The 18,532-nt window shown below is 69.1% G+C and carries 17 protein-coding genes; 4 read left to right on the top strand and 13 right to left on the bottom strand.

Features of this window, described 5'->3' with window-relative positions; all coding sequences use genetic code 11:
- Position 1: 1 nt before the first annotated feature.
- The gene (locus HDC34_RS04445; protein ID WP_179556014.1) at positions 2-1,228 is read right to left on the bottom strand and encodes a Gfo/Idh/MocA family protein; all 1,227 of its coding nucleotides are present in this window, start codon (positions 1,226-1,228) and stop codon (positions 2-4) included.
- 157 nt (positions 1,229-1,385) lie between these two features.
- Between HDC34_RS04445 and HDC34_RS04440 the strand changes: the two genes are divergently transcribed.
- Positions 1,386-2,417: a LacI family DNA-binding transcriptional regulator gene (locus HDC34_RS04440; protein ID WP_104310444.1), complete on the top strand. Its 1,032-nt coding sequence runs from the start codon at positions 1,386-1,388 to the stop codon at positions 2,415-2,417.
- A gap of 76 nt (positions 2,418-2,493) precedes the next feature.
- Positions 2,494-3,024, top strand: a complete 531-nt coding sequence (locus HDC34_RS04435) for a GNAT family N-acetyltransferase (RefSeq protein WP_179556013.1) — start codon at positions 2,494-2,496, stop codon at positions 3,022-3,024.
- Between the two features lie 133 nt (positions 3,025-3,157).
- On the opposite strand, the gene HDC34_RS04430 is transcribed toward HDC34_RS04435, so the two are convergent.
- A complete protein-coding gene (locus HDC34_RS04430; RefSeq protein WP_257023074.1) occupies positions 3,158-4,771 on the bottom strand; it encodes an aminotransferase class I/II-fold pyridoxal phosphate-dependent enzyme in 1,614 nt (537 codons plus the stop codon).
- Between the two features lie 75 nt (positions 4,772-4,846).
- Here HDC34_RS04430 and HDC34_RS04425 point away from each other — a divergent pair, with 75 nt between their 5' ends.
- Together HDC34_RS04425 and HDC34_RS04420 are read left to right on the top strand one after the other, a co-directional pair.
- On the top strand, positions 4,847-5,776 hold the full coding sequence (locus tag HDC34_RS04425; RefSeq protein ID WP_179556012.1) for a LysR family transcriptional regulator: 930 nt from the start codon (positions 4,847-4,849) through the stop codon (positions 5,774-5,776).
- Positions 5,777-5,879: 103 nt separating this feature from the next.
- Entirely contained in the window at positions 5,880-6,713 is an 834-nt protein-coding gene (locus HDC34_RS04420; RefSeq protein ID WP_179556011.1) for an aldo/keto reductase, read from the top strand.
- A gap of 145 nt (positions 6,714-6,858) precedes the next feature.
- On the opposite strand, the gene HDC34_RS04415 is transcribed toward HDC34_RS04420, so the two are convergent.
- The 11 genes from HDC34_RS04415 to HDC34_RS04365 form a co-directional block, all read right to left on the bottom strand.
- The gene (locus HDC34_RS04415; RefSeq protein WP_179556010.1) at positions 6,859-7,755 is read right to left on the bottom strand and encodes a neutral zinc metallopeptidase; all 897 of its coding nucleotides are present in this window, start codon (positions 7,753-7,755) and stop codon (positions 6,859-6,861) included.
- A 134-nt stretch (positions 7,756-7,889) separates the two neighbouring features.
- Positions 7,890-8,351, bottom strand: a complete 462-nt coding sequence (locus HDC34_RS04410) for a flavodoxin domain-containing protein (protein WP_179556009.1) — start codon at positions 8,349-8,351, stop codon at positions 7,890-7,892.
- A gap of 9 nt (positions 8,352-8,360) precedes the next feature.
- Complete coding sequence (locus tag HDC34_RS04405; RefSeq protein WP_179556008.1) at positions 8,361-9,716, bottom strand: FAD-dependent oxidoreductase; 1,356 nt, start codon at positions 9,714-9,716, stop codon at positions 8,361-8,363.
- Between the two features lie 114 nt (positions 9,717-9,830).
- Entirely contained in the window at positions 9,831-11,924 is a 2,094-nt protein-coding gene (locus HDC34_RS04400) for an acyl-CoA dehydrogenase (RefSeq protein ID WP_179556007.1), read from the bottom strand.
- 193 nt (positions 11,925-12,117) lie between these two features.
- Positions 12,118-13,317 carry an ABC transporter permease gene (locus tag HDC34_RS04395; protein WP_179556006.1) on the bottom strand — a complete coding sequence of 400 codons (1,200 nt, stop codon included), beginning with the start codon at positions 13,315-13,317 and terminating at the stop codon, positions 12,118-12,120.
- Positions 13,314-14,198: an ABC transporter ATP-binding protein gene (locus HDC34_RS04390; RefSeq protein WP_179556005.1), complete on the bottom strand. Its 885-nt coding sequence runs from the start codon at positions 14,196-14,198 to the stop codon at positions 13,314-13,316. Before HDC34_RS04390 ends, HDC34_RS04395 begins: the two co-directional genes overlap by 4 nt.
- A 160-nt stretch (positions 14,199-14,358) precedes the next feature.
- Positions 14,359-15,090 (bottom strand): response regulator transcription factor, encoded by a 732-nt coding sequence (locus HDC34_RS04385; protein ID WP_179556004.1) that lies wholly within the window; start codon positions 15,088-15,090, stop codon positions 14,359-14,361.
- Positions 15,091-15,194: 104 nt separating this feature from the next.
- Positions 15,195-16,637 (bottom strand): sensor histidine kinase, encoded by a 1,443-nt coding sequence (locus HDC34_RS04380; protein WP_179556003.1) that lies wholly within the window; start codon positions 16,635-16,637, stop codon positions 15,195-15,197.
- A gap of 64 nt (positions 16,638-16,701) precedes the next feature.
- The gene (locus HDC34_RS04375; protein WP_146080691.1) at positions 16,702-17,184 is read right to left on the bottom strand and encodes a hypothetical protein; all 483 of its coding nucleotides are present in this window, start codon (positions 17,182-17,184) and stop codon (positions 16,702-16,704) included.
- A 3-nt stretch (positions 17,185-17,187) separates the two neighbouring features.
- A complete protein-coding gene (locus tag HDC34_RS04370) occupies positions 17,188-18,012 on the bottom strand; it encodes a M48 family metalloprotease (protein WP_104310427.1) in 825 nt (274 codons plus the stop codon).
- Positions 18,013-18,086: 74 nt separating this feature from the next.
- Positions 18,087-18,485 (bottom strand): BlaI/MecI/CopY family transcriptional regulator, encoded by a 399-nt coding sequence (locus HDC34_RS04365; RefSeq protein WP_104310426.1) that lies wholly within the window; start codon positions 18,483-18,485, stop codon positions 18,087-18,089.
- Positions 18,486-18,532 lie beyond the last annotated feature (47 nt).

The following is an 18,532-nucleotide window of genomic DNA, read 5'->3' as shown; positions in this document are numbered from 1 at the left end:
CTCAGTTGCCCCCTGCCACACGGAGTTCAGCGTCGGCGGCCGCCACCTCGGCTTCGTGATCGACAACGCTCGCCGGCACGACCCACGCCCCATCGGCGGCGTGCGAGGCGGCGACGGCCTCCACGAACTGCACGCCGATGAGACCGTCGATGCCCGTCGGGAACGACAGCTCGCGGATGGTCGACGGGCGCGCATCCCGTCGCGCCTCGAGCTCGTCGGCGAGGTCGCGGTAGAAGTTGCCGAACGCCTCGAGGAAGCCCTCCGGGTGCCCGAGGCCGACCCTCGTGAGCCTGGCTGAGTCCTCGGAGAGCGAGGCGAGGCCGTGCGTGAAGACCGTGGTCGTGCCCTCGAGGTCCTGGAAGGTCAGGTGGTGCGGGTCCTCGTGCTGCCACTCGAGACTTCCCTCGTCGCCGAAGACGCGGATGCGCAGCCCGTGATTGTGGCCCGTCGCGGCCATGCTCGCCCAGAGCCGACCCGGGACCTCGTCACTGAACTCGAGTGCGACCGTCGCATTGTCGAAGACCTTCCGACCAGGCACGAGAGTGTGGAGCTGCGCCGAGACGCGATCGGCCTCGAGGCCGGTGATGTAGCGAGCGAGGTGGTAGCCATGCGTGCCGAGATCGCCGACGACGCTCGGGAACCCCGCCACGTCGGGGTCCGTGCGCCAGCTCGCCTGCTTGTGGCCGGTCAGCTCGAGCGGTGTCGCGGCCCAGCCGGAGGCGTGTTCCACGTCCACGAACGTGAGCCGGCCGAGGCGACCGTCGCTCACCATGCGTGCTGCCTCTCTGACCATCGGATACGCCGAGTAGCAGTGCGGCACGGCGAGGAGCACGTCGTTGGCCGCCGCGAGGTCGACGAGCTCGCGAGCTGTCGCGGAGTCCCGCGTGAGCGGCTTCTCGCACACGACGTTGATACCGAGGTCGAGGAACGCCTTGGCCACCTCGAAGTGGCTGTCATTCGGCGTCGCGACGACGGCGATGTCGATGCCGTCCTCGCGTGCGGCCTCAGCTTCCGCCATCTGCTGGTACGTGTCGTAGGTGCGCTCAGGCGCGACCCCGAGGGATGCGGCCACTCCGGCCGACTGCTCGCGGTCGCGCCCGAAGACCCCCGCGTCGAGCGAGTACCGGTCGTCCATCCGCATCCCGAAGCGGTGCGTCTTGCCGATGTCGGCGCCGATGCCGCCCCCGACCATTCCTGCGCTCAGCCGGCGCGCGTTCTGTGTGCTCATGCCACCCTCGTTGCTCATCGGATGCGTGCCCGGCAGTGCTTGCCGCTGCTTGCTCGCGTGTCTTGGACAAATATAGATCGGTGCAAATAGTTCCACACTGCGACGGAAAAGGCCATACGCTGGTGGCTCGACCGAAGCGCAGTCAGGAGGTGACACCGTGGAGGAGACCCAGAAGTCAGCCTCGACCCCCGTCACCATCCGCGACGTGGCCGAGCGGGCCGGTGTCTCCAAGTCGCTGGTCTCGCTGGTGCTGCGCGATGCCCCGCACGTGAGCGACACCCGCCGCGCGGCCGTCCTCACCGCGATCGCGGAACTCGGCTACCGCCCCAACGCGCACGCCCGCGGACTCTCCCGCGCCAAGACCCGAACCGTCGGGCTTGTCGTCAACGACCTTCGCAACCCCTGGTTCGTGGAGCTCCTCGAAGGGGCCTCCGCGACGCTCCACGCCTCCGGCTACGCGACGCTCCTGACCGACAGCCGCACCGACCAGCGCATCGGGCGCAGCTCGCTGGATGCCCTCATCCAGCAGGGCGTCGACGGCATCGTCGTCATCGGCACCACCTCAGAGGGTGACGCCGTCGCCCGCATCGCCGACGACGTGCCCGTCGTGCTCGCCGGCACCCTTGACCCCGACCTTCCCGCGGTCGACATCGTCACGAACGACGACGAGGCCGGCGCCCGCCAGGTCACCCGCCACCTGCTCGAGCTCGGCCACACTCGCATCGCCTACCTCCGTGGGCCCGGTCGAATCAGCGAACTGCGGGAGCAGGGCTTCCTGCGAGCCATGACCGAAGCCGGACTCGCCGCTCACGCCGTCGTCGAGGCTGGCGGCATGAGCGAGGAGAGCGCGCATGCGGCCGCCGGACGGCTCCTCGGGGCCCCGGAAGGCGAGCGGGTCACCGCGATCTTCGCCTTCAACGACGCGTCCGCCATCGGCGTGCTCTCGGTCGCCAACACCCTCGGACTGCGGGTGCCCGCCGACCTGTCCGTCGCGGGCTACGACAACTCCCCGCTCGCGAAGTTCCAGGTGGTGTCGCTCACCTCCGTCGACACCGGCAACTTCGCCATCGGAGTGCAGGCCGGCACGCTCCTCCTCGAGCGGATGCAGCACCCCGTGCAGCTCCAGCGCGTGCAGCGCGTTGCAACGAGTCTCGCCGTGCGCGGCTCGACCGGCAGCGCACCGGCCTGACTTTCGCGGCGGCTCGATCGCAGCGCTTCTGCCTCACCGCGGCATGATGGCCTGAACCCTGCGCGATACTGACCGGGTGACCCCGAACATCCGCGACGCCACCGTCGACGACATCCCCGCGATCACCGAGATCTACAACGAGGACGTGCTGACGACAACCGTCAGCTGGAACGCCGCCACCGTCGACGAGGACGACCGCCGCGCCTGGTTCGCCGGCCGAGCAACCGCCGGACTTCCGGTCCTCGTCGCTGTCGACGAACTCGGCGCCGTGCTCGGCTACGCGACATACGCCGACTTCCGCACCTTCTCGGGCTACCGGCACACCGTCGAGCACTCGGTGTACGTGCGAGGCGAAGCCCGCGGACGAGGGCTCGGCAAGGCACTGACACTCGCGCTCATCGACCGCGCCCGGAGGGCAGGCAAACACGTCATGGTCGCCGCCATCGACGCAGACAACTCGGCATCGATCAGCCTGCACGAGCGCCTCGGCTTCACGCACGCGGGTCGCCTCGACCAGGTCGGCACGAAGTTCGGCCGCTGGCTCGACGTGATCTTCCTGCAGCTCATCCTCGACGCCGGCGGCCCGGGCGACGCCGGGCGAAGCTAGCAAGACTCCTGACCAACATCAGTGCAAAAATCGGGCCGTCGAGCTCGGTGCAGACTCCAGGCGGCGATTCTGCACTGATGTTGGTCACGAAGGCGCCAAGCAGTATGCGCCACAGCACCAACGAGCTGAGCTGCTACTCGACGACGACTCGGAACGCCGAAACCGGGCTGTCGACGGCACCGCGCACATGACTGCCCGCGGCGGCCGACGCCCGCAGGAACTCGACGACTTCGACCGTGATCTCCTCGCCAGGCAGCACGTTCGGGATTCCCGGCGGGTACGCGGCGAGCGAGTCGGCGGAGATGCGCCCGATCGCATCCGCCCACGGAACTGTCTCGGCGTCGGCGAGGTAGGCGGCGCGGGGGCGGATGCGCATCTCCCCCGGTCCAGGCATCGGCGGGATCGTGACAGCAGCGTCGCCTGGCACCTCGGTGGCGGGCGGCGCCGCGGTGGCATCGGCCGCGATTGCGGCGAGCGCGTCCAGCAGGACACGCGCATCCGGCGTCTTGCCGATGCCGACGACCGCGACGACGCAGCTCACGGTGGCCATCTCGACCATGACGCCGAACTCGCGGGCGAGGCGCAGCCGCACGGTGTGCCCGTCGAGGCCCGTCGCGCGGATGTCGACGGGGATGCGGAACGGGTCGATCGCGACCGTCGACGGGTACGCGTCGAACTCGTCTGAGACGACCGGGAAGCGACCGTCGGCGCGGAACATGTCGCGGGCGGCGAGCACGGCGTCGTAGGACGCCTCGAGCAGGTCGCGGCGCTCGACGAGGTCGCGGCGGTCGAGGTCCAGCGACGCGAGCAGCAGCGAGCTTTCGCTTGTCGACGCGGTCATGCGGTGGGCTCGCTCGACGTGCGGTTCGAGCGCCCGAGCGTTGGGACCGTGCCCGAGGTGCACCAGCGCACTCTGCGAGAGCGACGAGGTGAGCTTGTGGGTGCTCGTGACGACGAGATCAGCGCCGAGGCGCACGGGAGAGTCGGGAAGCTCGGGTAGGAACCCGAAGTGAGCACCCCAGGCGGCGTCGACGATGAGGGCGGCACCGGCCTCATGCACCACCTCGGCGATGCCTGCGACGTCGGCGACGGCGCCGAAGTAGCTGGGCGAGACGATGTAGACGGCCGCGACGTCGCCGCCGCCGGATGCGCGTCGCTCGGCCAGCGCATCCGCGACCGCGGCGGGGGTGACCCCGTGGGCGATGCCGTGCTCGAGGTCGACTTCGGGCAGCACGAAGCTCGGCGACGACCCGCCCAGGATGATGCCGTCGACGAAGCTCGAGTGGGCGCTGCGCTGCATGAGCACGCCCTCGCCGAGCCCGCGCGCGGCGAGCGCAGCCATGCGGTTTCCCATCGAGGAACCGCCGGTGAGGAACCAGGTTCGGGATGCACCCCACGCGTCCGCGGCGAGACGTTCGGCCTGCTCGCGGGGTGACCCGTCGCCGAGGTCGATGCCGTCGAGCAGTGGCGTCACGTCGAGTTCGAGGACCCGCTCGCCGAAGTACTCCGCCTGGCCCAGGCCGAGACCGGTGGCGTCGGCGCCGTGGCCCGGCACGAGGAAGGCAGTGGAGTCGCGGGCGGCGTGCACGGCGAGCGCGGCGGCGTATGGCGCCCCTGCGGTGTCTCGACTCGCGCCGGTCGAGTTCTCGAGGGACATCGCGCTCTGAGTCGGGTTCGCCGACGCCCCACTGAAGTCGTTTTCAGCGTCGTCGTAGGCGAACGTCGGAACCTCGGGTGCGTGCGTCATGCCTCCATCGTGCCAGGGTCGCTTGCAAGAGAGAATGGCAACTTGACGGTATGGCTTCAGTCGTAGACTGAAGCCATGTCACACCGCCAGGCGCCGAATCTTCCCGACTTCAGGGGGCTGGCAGCGTTCGACGCCGTACTCGCGGAGGGCTCCGTCGCCGCGGCGGCGAACAGGCTCGGATGGAGCCATCCGACCGTCGATCACCATCTCCGGCGACTCGAGCAGCAGGCAGGCGTCAAGCTGCTGGAGCGCGGCCCCCGTGGCAGCACCCCGACCGCAGCGGGCCGCGTCTTCGCAGTCCGCGCGAGGCAGCTGCTCGAGGCCGGCCGCAGGGCGTTCACCGAACTCGACGCCTGGCTCGACGACGAGCGGCGACTCGTGCGCTTCGGCATCTTCCCCACCCTCGGCGCGCTCGTCGTCCCCGGCATCCTGCGCCGAGCGGAACTCGCGCGTCTCAGCCTCGAGCTGACACTCGACGAGTGCGAACGGCTCGCCAGACAGCTGGAGCAGGGCCAGCTGGACGCGGCCGTCCTCTTCCAGGCCCCAGGGCTGCCGACGCCCCTCTCAGCCGAGGTCACGACCGAGCTGCTCTTCGCTGAGCCCCTCGTTCTGGCGGTGCACCGCTCGCATCCCCTCGCTACCACGGAGCCGAGCGAGCCCATTCGAGAGTTCACCGAGCTGCGGCAGGACCGGTGGGCGTTCGGCGCATCGGGCGGCGACACGCTCGACGAGGCCACGCGCGAGCTGTGCCGGCGAGCCGGTTTCGAAGCGAGCACGGGCATGCACTCCGACGACTACCCCGCGATCCTCGGGATGATCGCGGCGGGGCAGCTCGTCGCCGTCGTCCCCGCTTCAGTCGCGACCTGGCACGACGACGCAGTCGCGTTCCTGCCCATCGATACTGCGACGCTCACCCGCGAGGTCGTGCTCGCCACACGGGAGGAGCCTCCGGCCGCGCTGAGAGACGCGATCGCGGGGGCACTGTCGGAACTCAGGACTCGCTGAGGCGGCCGCCTCCCGCCTTGCCAGCCGATTGCGTCACGGTCGGAAACCTCCCGGTGACAAGCCCTAGGGTCGTGTTGTTCTAACAAATGACGGAAGGCGAACAGTGACCAGCAACGTTCCTGAACTCGGACTCAACGACGGCACCACGATCCCCGCGATCGGCTTCGGCACCTTCCCGCACGCCGGCGAGGACTCCGCCGGACCCACACGCGAGGCGCTCTCGCTCGGCTACCGACTCCTCGACACTGCCATCAGCTACGACAACGAGGAAGCCGTCGGCCGCGGCATCCGTGCGTCCGACGTACCGCGCTCCGAGATCGTCGTCACGAGCAAGATCCCCGGCCGCTTCCATGGCTACGACGAGACGCTCACCGGCTTCGACGAGTCGATCGCGCGCCTCGGCCTCGAGCAGCTCGACCTGCTGCTCATCCACTGGCCGCTGCCGCGCCTCGAGAAGTACGTCGACACCTGGCGCGCACTGGTGCAGCTGCAGAAGGACGGCCGGGTGCGGTCGATCGGCGTCTCGAACTTCACCCCGGAGCACCTGACGAAGATCGTTGACGCGACCGGTGTCACACCCGCCGTCAACCAGGTCGAGCTGCACCCGTTCTTCCCGCAGGCCGCGCTGCGCGAGTTCCACGCGGAGCACGGCATCGTGACCGAGGCCTGGAGCCCGCTTGGTCGCGGCGAGCTGCTCGAGCATCCCGTCGTCGTCGAGGTTGCTGCCGCGCACGGCGTCTCGCCCGCGCAGGCCATCCTCCGCTGGCACGTCGAGCTCGGCTCGGTGGCGATCCCGAAGTCGCGTTCCACCGAGCGCCAGGCGAAGAACCTCGACATCTTCGGCTTCCAGCTCGACCAGGCAGAGGTGGATGCGCTCTCCGGCCTCGAGCGCGGACGCATCTGGGACCAGGACCCGGACACCCACGAGGAGTTCTAGCCCCCAGGCCTCGCGCTCGGGCCTGCCCGTTCCGGCCCTCAGCGCAGCGACGGCAGAGAGTTGTGGCCCGGTGCTGCTCATCGACGGATGAACAGCACCGGGCCACAATCTTGTGCTCGCGGCGGCGGCGGGGACCGCTTCAGCGCTACAGCTCGTTGCCGCTCACGGCGAACGTGTCGCAGGCGCCCGTGCCCTGCTCGTAGCCGGTCACGAACCAGTTCACGCGCTGCTCGCTGGTGCCGTGCGTGAACGATTCCGGGTTCACCTGGCCCTGCTGGCCCTGGATGTGGTCGTCGCCGACGGCGGACGCGGCCGAGAGCGCCACGTCCACCTGATCGCGCGTGGGCGGTTCGAGGAGCGTCACACCTTCGGCGGTCTCGGTCGTCGCGGCCTCGCCGAGCCAGGCACCGGCGAAGCAGTCGGCCTGCAGCTCGATGCGGACGCCGTCAGACGTGGGCCCGGTGTCGGTGCGGTTCGTGGTGTCGAAGACGCCCATCTGATGCTGGATGTGGTGGCCCCACTCGTGTGCGACGACGTACATCTCCGCAAGCGGGCCATCCTGCGCGCCGAGTTGCGAGGTGAGCAGCTGGAAGAACGACGTGTCGACGTACATCGAGGAGTCGCCTGGGCAGTAGAACGGGCCGACCGCGTTGGACGCGGTTCCGCACGCCGAGCTCGTCTGGCCCTCGTACAGGATGAACCCGGGCTGCTCGTACGTGACGCCGACGGCCGCGCTCTCCGTCTCCCAGAAGTCGGCGAGCGAGTTCTGGACGCCGACCATGCGGCAGTCGATCTGCGCGTTCGCGTCGGCACCGGTCTGGCACTCCTCGGCGAGCCCCCCGCCTTCGACCTCCTGCTGGGACTGCTGCCCCTGGTCGACGCCGCTGACGAGTCCCGTCAGGTCGACGCCGAGGAACTGCGAGGCGAGGAACGCCACGATGAGCAGCCCGATCGAGCCGCCGCCGATCGCGGCCGTCTTGGCCCCCCGGCCACGCTTCTGCACGCCGCTCGTGTCGAGCTTCGCGTTCTCGTTGAAAGTCATGGGGGAAATCTACTCGCCCGGCGCGCGAATCGGGGTTCGCAGGCGGCGGCTTGCCGTGATCGCAATCTCGATCAGGCGCCGCCCAGGTCGAGCTGCCGCCCGGTTCGCCTTCCCAGGGCTCGTGACGCGCTGCGCTACGCCTCGATGCCAGAGGCCTCGAGCGCAGCGAGCAGGCCTGGGAGCCAGGCCAGTGCCGCGTCGCTCGCGGTCTGCCGCGAGCTGGCGTCGTGCCGCCCGTACTCACCGACCCGCTGCGCCCCGAGCTCGGTCATGAGCCGGTCGATGTGCTCGCTGCCCTGGCTGTACGTGTCCGAGTAGGTGGTGTCACCCATTCCGAACATGCCGTAGCGGTAGCCGTCGAGTGCCGGGCGGATGGCGTCGAGCTCCTCCCAGAAGGGCAGAGCCCCGCTCGGCAGCTCACCGTCACCGTGGGTCGAGCACACGAAGAGGTAGAACGTGCCTTCCTCGAGCTCCTCCGGCTCGAAGACGGACATGTCCTCGACCGTGACCTCACGGTCGGGCATGGCGTCCGCAAGGTCGCCGGCGACCATCTCCGCGTTTCCGGACTCCGTTCCGTAGAGGATGACGATGCTCATGAACTGCTCCTAGTTGTCACTGTCGGGGGTTGGGGCTTCTGGCACGGACGGGTGGGAGCTTAGCGGAGCAACCGCGGCCGAGGACCCGGATAAGCTTCGAGCAATGCGCAGGAGACTCTCGGTGTCCTGCTCCTTCGCCCGCACGCGGCCGGGGCCAGCCTGACGCTGCTCGTGCTCGTCGATGACGTTCCACTCGGCGAAGCTCACCGAGACCTCGTCAAGGCGTGCGAGCAGGGCCGCCCGCTCACCCTCGGGCTTCACATCCGCCGATGCAAGCCACTCCTCGACCTCGCGCGCGACCGTCTGCCCTTCGGCGCGGCTCTCGGCGATGGTGCCCTGCGGGCCGCGCCTCGCCCAGCCTGCCGCGAAGACATCCCGCTCGTGACCGAGCAGCGCATGCAGCAGGTGCGCGTCACCGCGGTGGAAGCCGACGGCGGTAACGACCGAGTCGACGTCGAGAGACGCGGGCTCGGCGACCGTCGAAGCACCCTGGGGCTCGAAGGAGCCGGGGCCGGCGACCGAGAGCCGGAGGGGCGAGCCTCCCTCGGACTCAGCGGCCAGCGCGACGGGCGCGACGCCGAACCGGAGGCGCACCGTGATGCGAGGCGTGGTCGGCTGGTCGCGGGCGAGCAGCGCCGCGAGCGCAGCCGCCTGCCCCGATCTCTCCGCAGAATCTTCGAGCGACGAGGCCTCGACGCCAACAACCTCGTAGCGGACATCGTCGATGCGTCCGAGCTCGGCCAGCAGCGAGGGGGTGAACTTCGCCTGGTCGACGAGGGATCGTCCGAGCACCTCGATGGTCCGTAGCTCACCCGAGGCCTGGTCGAGCAGCGGCGAGTGCACGTCGGACCCCTCGAAGTCCGTCTCGTGCTTCGCGAGCAGCCGCACGATGTCGATCGCCACGTTGCCGTTCCCGACGACCGCGACGCGAGCGCCGAGCGAGGGAAGGGACACCTCGTCGCCGGGGTGCTGGTTCAGGATGCGCATGAATCGTCCAGCGCCGACGACTCGCGCGTCGTCGAACCCCGGGAGCGGCAGGTGCGCGTCGGCGTGCAGCCCCGTCGCGACGACGGTTGCGTCGAACGCGCCTCGCACCGACTCGAGGTCGACGTCGCGCCCCACCTCGACGTTGCCGAGGAAGCGCACACCCGACCGGGTGAAGAGTCGATCGAACTGGCGGGTGACCGCCTTGGTCCCGACGTGGTCCGGTGCGACGCCGTACCGGATGAGGCCGTACGGCACGGGCAGGCGCTCGAACATGGTGATATCGACGTCGCGCCTCAGCTTGAGCAGCGCCTGCGCCGTATAGCAAGCCGAGGGGCCGCTGCCGATGATCGCGACGGCACGGCGGGGTTCAACGGTCATGCAGTGGTGCTCTCCTCGACTTGCGGGGGCGCGGGAAACGCTCCGCCGAGTATCGCACCTCGGCCCGAGCCGCTGCTTCAGGTTGGAGGCCGGCCGCCGGTCAGGTGGCGATCATCAGGCGTTGGCGCCCGCTTTCTGCTGCTTCAGCTTCTCCTCTGCCTGCATGGCCTTCTCCTCAACGGGAGCAGTACCCGACTCACGCTGCGCTCGCACGTAGGCGCGTGCCTCGTCCTGACGTTCGCGTTCCGCACCGGAGGCGATGGCCGCTCGAATGTGCTCGGGCCCGTAGCCGAACGCGTCGACCAGGTCGCCAGCGTGCGGGCGCAGTCGTGCGATGAGCCGCTCTCGGTATGCGGAGACGGCCTGCGCGCGCGGCACGGAGAGGCGACCCGACATGAGGTACCAGGCGAGGTTCTCCTCGATGAGGCCGAGACCGAAGAGGTCGCGCAGCCACGTGAGCACCTGGCGCGTCTTGCCTTCAGGCATAGCCGCGATCGCGTCGGTGAACGCCTCCCATTGCAGCAGCTGCCCGTGCGCCCGCGCTGCCTCGATGAGGGTCGGCTGGTGACGGTTGAAGAGCGCGGCCGCTTCGGACTTGGACAGCTTCTTGGCGTTGCGCAGCTTCGCGGCGATCTCGGAGACGAGGGTCTCGACCCGCGCGGTGAGGAGTTCGTGCTGCGTGGCGGGCTGTCGCAGCCAGCCCACCGACCGGGCTCGGCTGCCCCGGTCGAGGACGATCTGGCCGATGCCGCGAAGGCCGGACCCCGAGTAGATGCGTTCGGCCGTCTGCTCGGCGACGATGCGCGTGACCTCGCCCCGGTCGGCACCCTTGAACTGCTCGGCGTAGTCGCTGAGGAGTCGCTTGCCGACGAGCTGCAGCAGCACGTGGTTGTCGCCTTCGAAGGTCGTGTAGATGTCGAGGTCGTGACGCAGTTGCGTGATGCGGTTCTCGGCGAGGAACCCGGCCCCGCCGCACGCCTCTCGTGCCTCCTGCAGCGTGTCGAGGCTGTGCCAGGTGGAGAGGGACTTGAGGGCGGCCGCGAGCGTCTCGAGGTCTTCCCTGTTCTCCGGGGTGTCGAGGTCGCCGGAGAAGACGCCGTGGAACTGCTTCAGCAGGTTCTCGTGCGCGAAGCTCAGCGCGTAGGTCGTCGCGAGACGCGGGATGAGCCGCTTCTGGTGCATCCCGTAGTCGAGCAGCACCGTTTCTTCGCCGTCACCGCCCGCGAACTGCCGCCGCTCGTTGGCGTAGGTGATGGCGATCTTGAGCGCGACCTTCGATGCGGCCACCGAGGCGCCGTCGAGCGAGACTCGCCCCTGGACCAGGGTGCCGAGCATGGTGAAGAAGCGTCGCCCCGGGCTCTTGATGGGCGAGGTATACGTGCCGTCTTCCGAGACGTCGCCGTAGCGATTGAGGAGGTTGCGTCGAGGCACGCGCACCTGGGTGAAGTGCAGGCGCCCGTTGTCGATGCCGTTGAGGCCACCCTTGACGCCGTCGTCTTCACCGCCGATGCCCGGCAGGAAGTGGCCGCTGTCGTCGCGGATGGGGACGTAGAACGCGTGCACGCCATGCTTCACGTTCTTCGTGATGAGCTGCGCGAACACGACCGCCGCCTTGCCGTGCAGCGCCGCGTTGCCGAGGTAGTCCTTCCACGCCCCGCGGAACGGGGTGTTGATGACCCACTCCTGCGTGGCTTCGTCGTACGTCGCCGTCGTGCCGATCGACGCCACGTCGGAGCCGTGGCCCGTCTCCGTCATGGCGTAGACGCCGGGCACCTCGAGGCTCATGATGCCTGGGAGGAACGTGTCGTGGTGGTAGTCGGTGCCGAGGTGCATGACGGCAGAGCCGAAGAGTCCCCACTGCACGCCGGCCTTGATCTGGAGGCTTGGGTCGGCGACCACGAGCTCCTCGAAGGCGGCGATGTTCCCACCGTGGTTCGCCTCACCGCCGAGGCGCTTCGGGAACGCCAGGTTGACGGCGCCTTCCTCGACGAGGATGTGCAACTGGCCCATCACACGGTCGCGATGTTCCGGCATGGCAAGGGCCGGGTCGTGCCACAGTTCGGGCCGAGCCGAGTTCGCTCGTGCGCGCAGGCGCTCCTCCGGCCAGGTGCCGAGCAGCTGCTGCGACAGCCAGCCGACATCGATGCGGCTCTGCTCGAGAGCAACAGGCTCGTCGAGTTCCGGATCGTTGATGCTGATGTCAGACACGGATGCTCCTTTGCAACGTTGGGATGCCTCCACGCTAGGACGGGCCACCGACACTCGCCATTTCCCGGTGGGAGGGCACGAGGATTCTGCGCACCAGAACCCCCCGAATTGCACACTTCATACAACTCAGCGGGCCAAGCGTTAGCTTGACCCGCTAGAGATGTGCGGTGATGCCGGCTGTTGTGGCCTGCGCCTACCCCTTGAGGGCGTCGCTAAGCTTCACACGTCCGCCGATGCGGAGGATGGAGTTCTCGTAGATACGGGCCCCGATCATGATCGACACCGCACTCGTCACGATGAGGATCACCAGCGCCAGGATCGGCTCCCACCATTCGGCCTGCCCGAGCACGACGCGCAGCGGCATCGCGATGGTCGCCGAGAACGGGATGTAGCTGAGGATCGTCATGAGCAGCGCGTTGCTGTTGAAGAGGATCACGAGCATGTACGGGATGAGCATGAGCATCATGAGGGGCGTCGTGACGCTGCCCACCTCCTCCTGCCTCGACACCATCGCGGATGCGCCCGCGTACAGCGTGGCGATCAGCACGAAGCCGAACACGAACAGCACCAGGAACCAGACGAAGCCCGGCCCGATGAGCGAGAACAGCGCCCCTTGGCCCGTCGCGGCGAGCGCTATGGCCGCGGCGGCGAGGATCGCCGCCACCTGGATGAGCGCCAGGATGCTGTTGCCGATGACCTTGCCCGCCATGATGACGCGGGGCGTGACCGTGGAGAGCAGGATCTCGACGATGCGCGACTGCTTCTCCTCGACGACGCTCTGCGCGATCGTGTACGCATAGCCCATCGCGGCCATGAAGTAGAGCACGCCGAACGCGACGGCCATGATGTACCCGAGGGCCGGGTTCACCTCGGGAGCCTCGAGCGAGAACGACGGGGGCACCTGAGCGAGGGCCATGGAGTCCTCGGTCGGCACCCCGTCGAGCCCGACGAGCACAAACGCACCGTCGCCGAGGTCGCTCGCCGGCTGCCCGTCGCCCGTGAAGAGCTCAAGGCCTCGAGCATCGGCCGGTGTCAGCACCGCGTACTCGACCTCGCCGTCTCGCACGAGCTGGGCAGCGGCCTCAGCGGATGCGACCTCGGTCGCCTCGAGGCCAGCCGTGGAAGCGGTCGACGTCGTGTCGGACACCGTCGCCACCTTCGTCGATCCGCCTCCGATGGCGTCACCGAACAGCGCGACCGCCACGATGCCGCCCGCGACGAGCAGCAGGGTGATGAGGAATGAGATCTGCTGGGCGCGCGAGCGAGCCTGCACGAGGATCTCTCGCTTGGCGATGAGCTGGATGCCCTTCGCCGAGCTGAGGCCGAATTGACGAGGCCGCGGCGCCGCGGCTGCGGCCCGCTGGGGAGACGTGGTTTCCTGTGTGTTCGTCATGCGACGACCTCCCGGTAGATGTCGGAGAGCTTCACGATGTGGCGACCGAAGCCGAAGACCGGACCCCGGTCGAGGGCCGTGCGGAGGATGCGCTGCGCCGTCTCCCCCGAGTCGGCGACGAAGATCGCATCCCCGCGGTCGAATTCGAGGACCTTGATGCCCGGCTCGTCTCGGAGCCAGCCGGCGTCTCCGGCGACGGAGATGCGGTGCATGCCCTCGGAGTGGCGCTCCTGCAGCTCGTGTCGGTCGCCGCTCGCTCTGATGGCTCCCCCGGAGATGATGACGAGGTTGTCGCTGAGCCGCTCGACGACGTCCAGCTGGTGGCTGGAGAAGAGCACGGGGACGCCGCGGGCCGCGAAGCCCTGCAGCGTCTCGAGGACGACCTCGACGGCGAGCGGGTCGAGTCCGGAGAACGGCTCGTCCAGGATGAGCATTTCGGGCTCGTGCGCCAGCGACGCGGCGATCTGCGCCCGCTGCTGGTTGCCGAGCGAGAGGTCCTCCACGTTGTCTTCTGCCCGCTCTGTGAGCCCCAGGTCATCGAGGAAGCGGTCGGCGTTCTTGGCCGCCTCCTTGGCGCTGAGTCCGTGCAGCTCGGCGAAGTAGGTGACCTGCTCCTTGACCTTCATCTTCGGGTAGAGGCCACGCTCTTCCGGCATGTACCCGAAGCGGGCCCGGTCGGTCACGACGACGGGACGGCCGTCGATCGTGACGACTCCGGCATCCGGCTTCACGACGCCGAGGATCGTGCGCATCGTCGTGGTCTTGCCCGCGCCGTTGCCGCCGACGAAGCCCGTGAGCTTGCCCGGCTCCACGGAGAAGCTCACATCGTCGAGCACCTTGCGGTCGCCGTAGGTCTTGGAGATGTTCTGGATCTCGAGCATCACCCCTCCTGTCTCGCGCGACGTTCGACGCCGCACCGTCTCTGGGTATGCAGAAGACGCTACGGACAACGGCGGGTCGAGGGATCGGCCGCGCGACGGAACTCGAGCTGCGCCGCTTCATCCGCTCGGGTGAGGTGGTGGCCGCTCGGCCTGAGGGGCGCTATTCGACGGGCGCGACGACGCCCACGTTGTAGGCGAAGATGACCGCGTGGATGCGGTCGCGCACCCCGATCTTCGCGAGCAGGTTCGAGACATGCGTCTTCACGGTGGCTTCGGACACGAACAGACGCGCCGCGATGTCCGCGTTGCTGAGACCCTCCGCGATGAGGGCCAGCACTTCGCTCTCGCGCTCGGTGAGGCTCGCGAGCGCAGGATGCTGGGTGGGCGCCAGCGACGTGCCCTCGTCGTGCACGCCGGCCTGCAGCGCATCCGCGACCTGCGTCGGGGCCGACTCCGGGGCGTCGTGGAGCATGCCGGCGATGACGCCACGTGTGACCTGAGGATCGAGCAGGGCATCGCCTGAGTGGACGACCCGCACGGCCTCGACGAGCGTCTCCGGCGGCGAGTTCTTCAGCACGAATCCGCTCGCTCCAGCGCGCAGCGAGTCGCGGACGGCGGCCTCGTCGCGGAAGGTCGTCAGCATGAGCACACGCGGGGCGGCGTCGCCGAGCTGCATGATCTCGCGGGTCGCTGCGATGCCGTCGAGCACGGGCATCTGCACGTCCATGCACACGAGGTCTGGCTTGAGCCGCTCGACGACGGCGACGGCTTCGCGCCCGTCTGTCGCCTCGCCGACGACGACGATATCGGCCTCGGACTCGAGGATCAGCTTGAAGCCCATGCGCACGAGCTGGTGATCGTCGACCAGCACCACGCGGATCTGTTCAGACACTTGGCCTCCTTTGGCACCCGCAGCAGCGGTGTCGTTCTCGTGACCGTATGCGGGCGAGGTTACCGGGAGTTGTCCGAGTGGCGCTGGAGTCCAGAGGCACGTCGTCACACCTGCCGGTCATAGGGCACCCGGAGGAGAACCCGGAAACCTCCGCCACCGCGCTTGCCGGTGGTGACCTCGCCTCCCGCCGCGCGGGCTCGTTCCCGCATGCCGACGAGCCCGAGCCCGCCGGCGCCGTTCGTGTGCTTCGCGGCAGCGGCGTGGGCGAAGGATGCTGGCCCGTCGTCGGTCACATCGAGTTCGATTCCGCGTTCCAGATAGCGCAGCCGGACGTCGGCGGGAGCCTCGGGGCCTGCATGCTTCCGCGTGTTGGTCAGCGCCTCCTGCAGCACGCGGTACACCGCGATGCCGGTCAGCGGCGACACCGACCGCGGCTCCCCGAATGTGCTGAATTCAACCCGCATGCCGGCCCCGCGCAGCTCCTCGATGAGCGCCGGCACCTGCTCGACGGTGTGCGTCGAAGGCGCGGATGCTCCTGCTTGCACTCCTGGTGCGCCGTCGTCGGGCGCCGGCGCACCGTCGGCGTCGTCCGCATCCGCGCTGCGCAGCGTCGTGAGGAGCGAATGGAGCTCCTCGATCGCGACGCGTGCGCTCTGCTCGACACCGAGCAGAGCCTGCTGCGATTTCTCTGGCGAGGTCTCTGCGGTGCGCCGAGCCGCGGCCGCCTGCAGGCCCATGAGCGAGACGTGATGCGCGACCACGTCGTGGAGTTCTCTCGCGATACGGACACGATCGAGGCGGATCGCCTGCTCTCCCACGCGCTTTCGCTCGTCAGCCAGCGCCTCCGCGTACTCCTCCAGCTCACGCGTGCGCTCCTCGAGCGCGGCGCGCTGCCCCGCCCGCCGGTAGTCGGAGTTGCCGAACCAGAAGGCGCCGATGAAGTAGAGCACGTTGATGAGCAGCGTGTAGGCCGTGAATACGCTCGAGATCCAGTTCTCGCTGTCGCTCGACTCCGAGAACGCGAAGAGGAGCGTCGCACGAGTGAAGGCGTCGACGACGGCCCACACGGTCATGCCGACCGTGATGGCGATGCGCAGCAGCGTCACCATCACCCGCTGGTTGCTCCAGGCACCCGCCGTGAAGATGAGCAGGAAGTACCCGATCTGCGTGACGACGGTGTCGAGGTACGTGAAGGCGAACGCCGACACGAACGCGACCGTGCTGAGCACGAGCATCCACAACGGGAATCGGCGGCGCAGCGCGATGGCGACGCCGTACATCGCGGGCACGAGGACCATGCCGACCAGCGCTGCAGCCGGATCTTCGTCGTGGAGCAGGGCGCCGACTTCAGACGGGTCGGCCCCCTTGCGCAGCTCGAGCACCGCCCAGTTCGAGAACACCATGAGGCCGACCGCGATGAGCGCCACGATGACGTCGGTGCGCAGCGCACGCCGAGATGGGCCGGGTCGCTGCCAGTCGGACGGATGCTCGGCATCGAGGCCCTGGAGTCGCTGCCAGAGATCGCTGCCGCGCGGTGACGAGATCATGGGCTCAAGGCTAGGCGCAGCCCCCGACATTCCACGCGCGCGCGTCGCGGGGCACGCGAACGCGTCAGTCGAGCAGGCCGGTCGGCTCGGCGGGGAGACGGCGCCAGGCGGCGTGCAGCCAGATGGCTCCGACGATCGCCGAGCCGAGCCCGACGACCAGCTGCACCGCGCCGTTCGCGCTCGCACCCGTGATCGCGAGCACACCCGTCAGCAGAAGACCCGTGACCGCGAGCACGGAGAGGATGCTGCCCGCAGTCCGAGCGCCCTCCGCCCGCTTCCGCTTGGGCGAGCCGAGGATCTTCCAGATCGCGCCGTAGCCGACGACGATGACCACGATCGAGACCACGACACTCAGGATGCTCGCCGACCGGAACTCGGATTCCTGCTGCCAGTTCGCGAGCGCACCGGCCGCGACCATGACCGCGAGGAGGATCGTGAGCCGCCGGAGCCTCGACACGCGCGCCGGGGTGAGCGACCGCTCAGGCTCTGCTGCACGTGGCACGTCGTAGCCCGGGCGAGGTTCTTCGTACGAAGGGGAATCAGGCATGCCTCAAGCCTGCCACGTCGAGCTGATGCCTCCCGGACGAGCGTGGAGTCTTCTCGCCCGCTGGCGCAGCACGTCATCGTCCGATCCGGCACCCGCACCCGCAAGCGCCTGGAGCGCGCCGGCAAGCGCATCCGCGCCCACCGCCTTCGCACCCGCGTCATCCGCGATCAGCTCGATGAGCAGCGCCGTCGCGCGCGACAGGTTCTTCGCGCCCGTGTACCGCGGGAGGCACGCCTCGTTGACCTCGGCGAGCCGCTGGGCGAGGGCGTGGAACCTGACCAGGTGACAGCGCTCATGCGCGACGACCGCTTCCAGCTGCTCGCGCGTCAGCAGCTGCTCGAGTCCGCTCGACACGATGACCACCGGAGCGGGCCCGGCCGCCGCGAGCGCGTGCGGCGCCGGGGACTCGACGAAGCGCACGAGGGCCCCGCCGATGCGCTCATCCCTGTAGGACAGCACGCGCGCAGCATCCCGCAGCTCGTCGTTCGCGCGCCTGCCGTCAGCCAGAGCCCGCCCGGAACGACGCGTGACGATGAACCCCCAGCCGAACATGGCGATCAGGCCGACGCTCGCGACGACCGAGGCGAGCGCGATCTCGAAGCCGCTGAGCCAGCTGCCCTCGTCATGCTCCCAGGTGAGCACAGCGACGACCGACAGCGCGACGGCCGCCAGCAGCGCGAGCGAGCCGCCGACGACGGCGCCGTGCCACAGCCCGAGAGCCAGCTGCGGATGCTGCACCTGCCAGGTGCCCCGGGTGAGGAGCGACGGTGCCGCGAGCATCGTGAAGACCGCGAACGCGAGACACGCGAGCGCAGGGATGATCCACACTTCGGATCACTCGCGTCCGGGCAGGAACCCCGGACGCCCGCTTGGAGCCATGGTGGAACCCGGTCCGGCTCCGGCTAGCTGGCCGATGCGGGCTCGGAAGCCGAGACAGGCGAGTGCTGCAGAGCCGCGCGAAGGAGGTCTGCGTCACGGGCGTCGAGGTTGCCCGCGAACTTCAGGAGCGCGGCCTCGCGGCCGTCGATCGTCTTGAGCGCATTCAGCATCGCCCTGGAGGCGTGCTCGGCCTCGGTCTGCGTCGCAGCGAAGCGGATGCCGCGCTGCTCGTGCCCGACGCGCGTCACATCACCCTTCGCCCGCAGGCGGTCGAGGGCGGTGAGGATGGTCGTGGACGCGGGAACCCGGCCCGGGAACCGGTCCTGGATCTCACGGGCCGTGAGCGGCTCGTCGGCGGTCCACAGGAGCCGCAGCACGACGAGTTCGAGCTCACCCCGTGCTCGAGTGCGAGTTCCTGGCATTGTGCTGCTCCAATTCTTGACGCGGATCTGCCGTGGGGAACGTCACC

Origin of the sequence: Pseudoclavibacter sp. JAI123 (genome assembly GCF_013409665.1) — a bacterium.
GTDB lineage: Bacteria > Actinomycetota > Actinomycetes > Actinomycetales > Microbacteriaceae > Pseudoclavibacter.
Note: the sequence above shows the minus strand (reverse complement) of the source record. Positions and strands in the feature narration are given on the sequence as shown.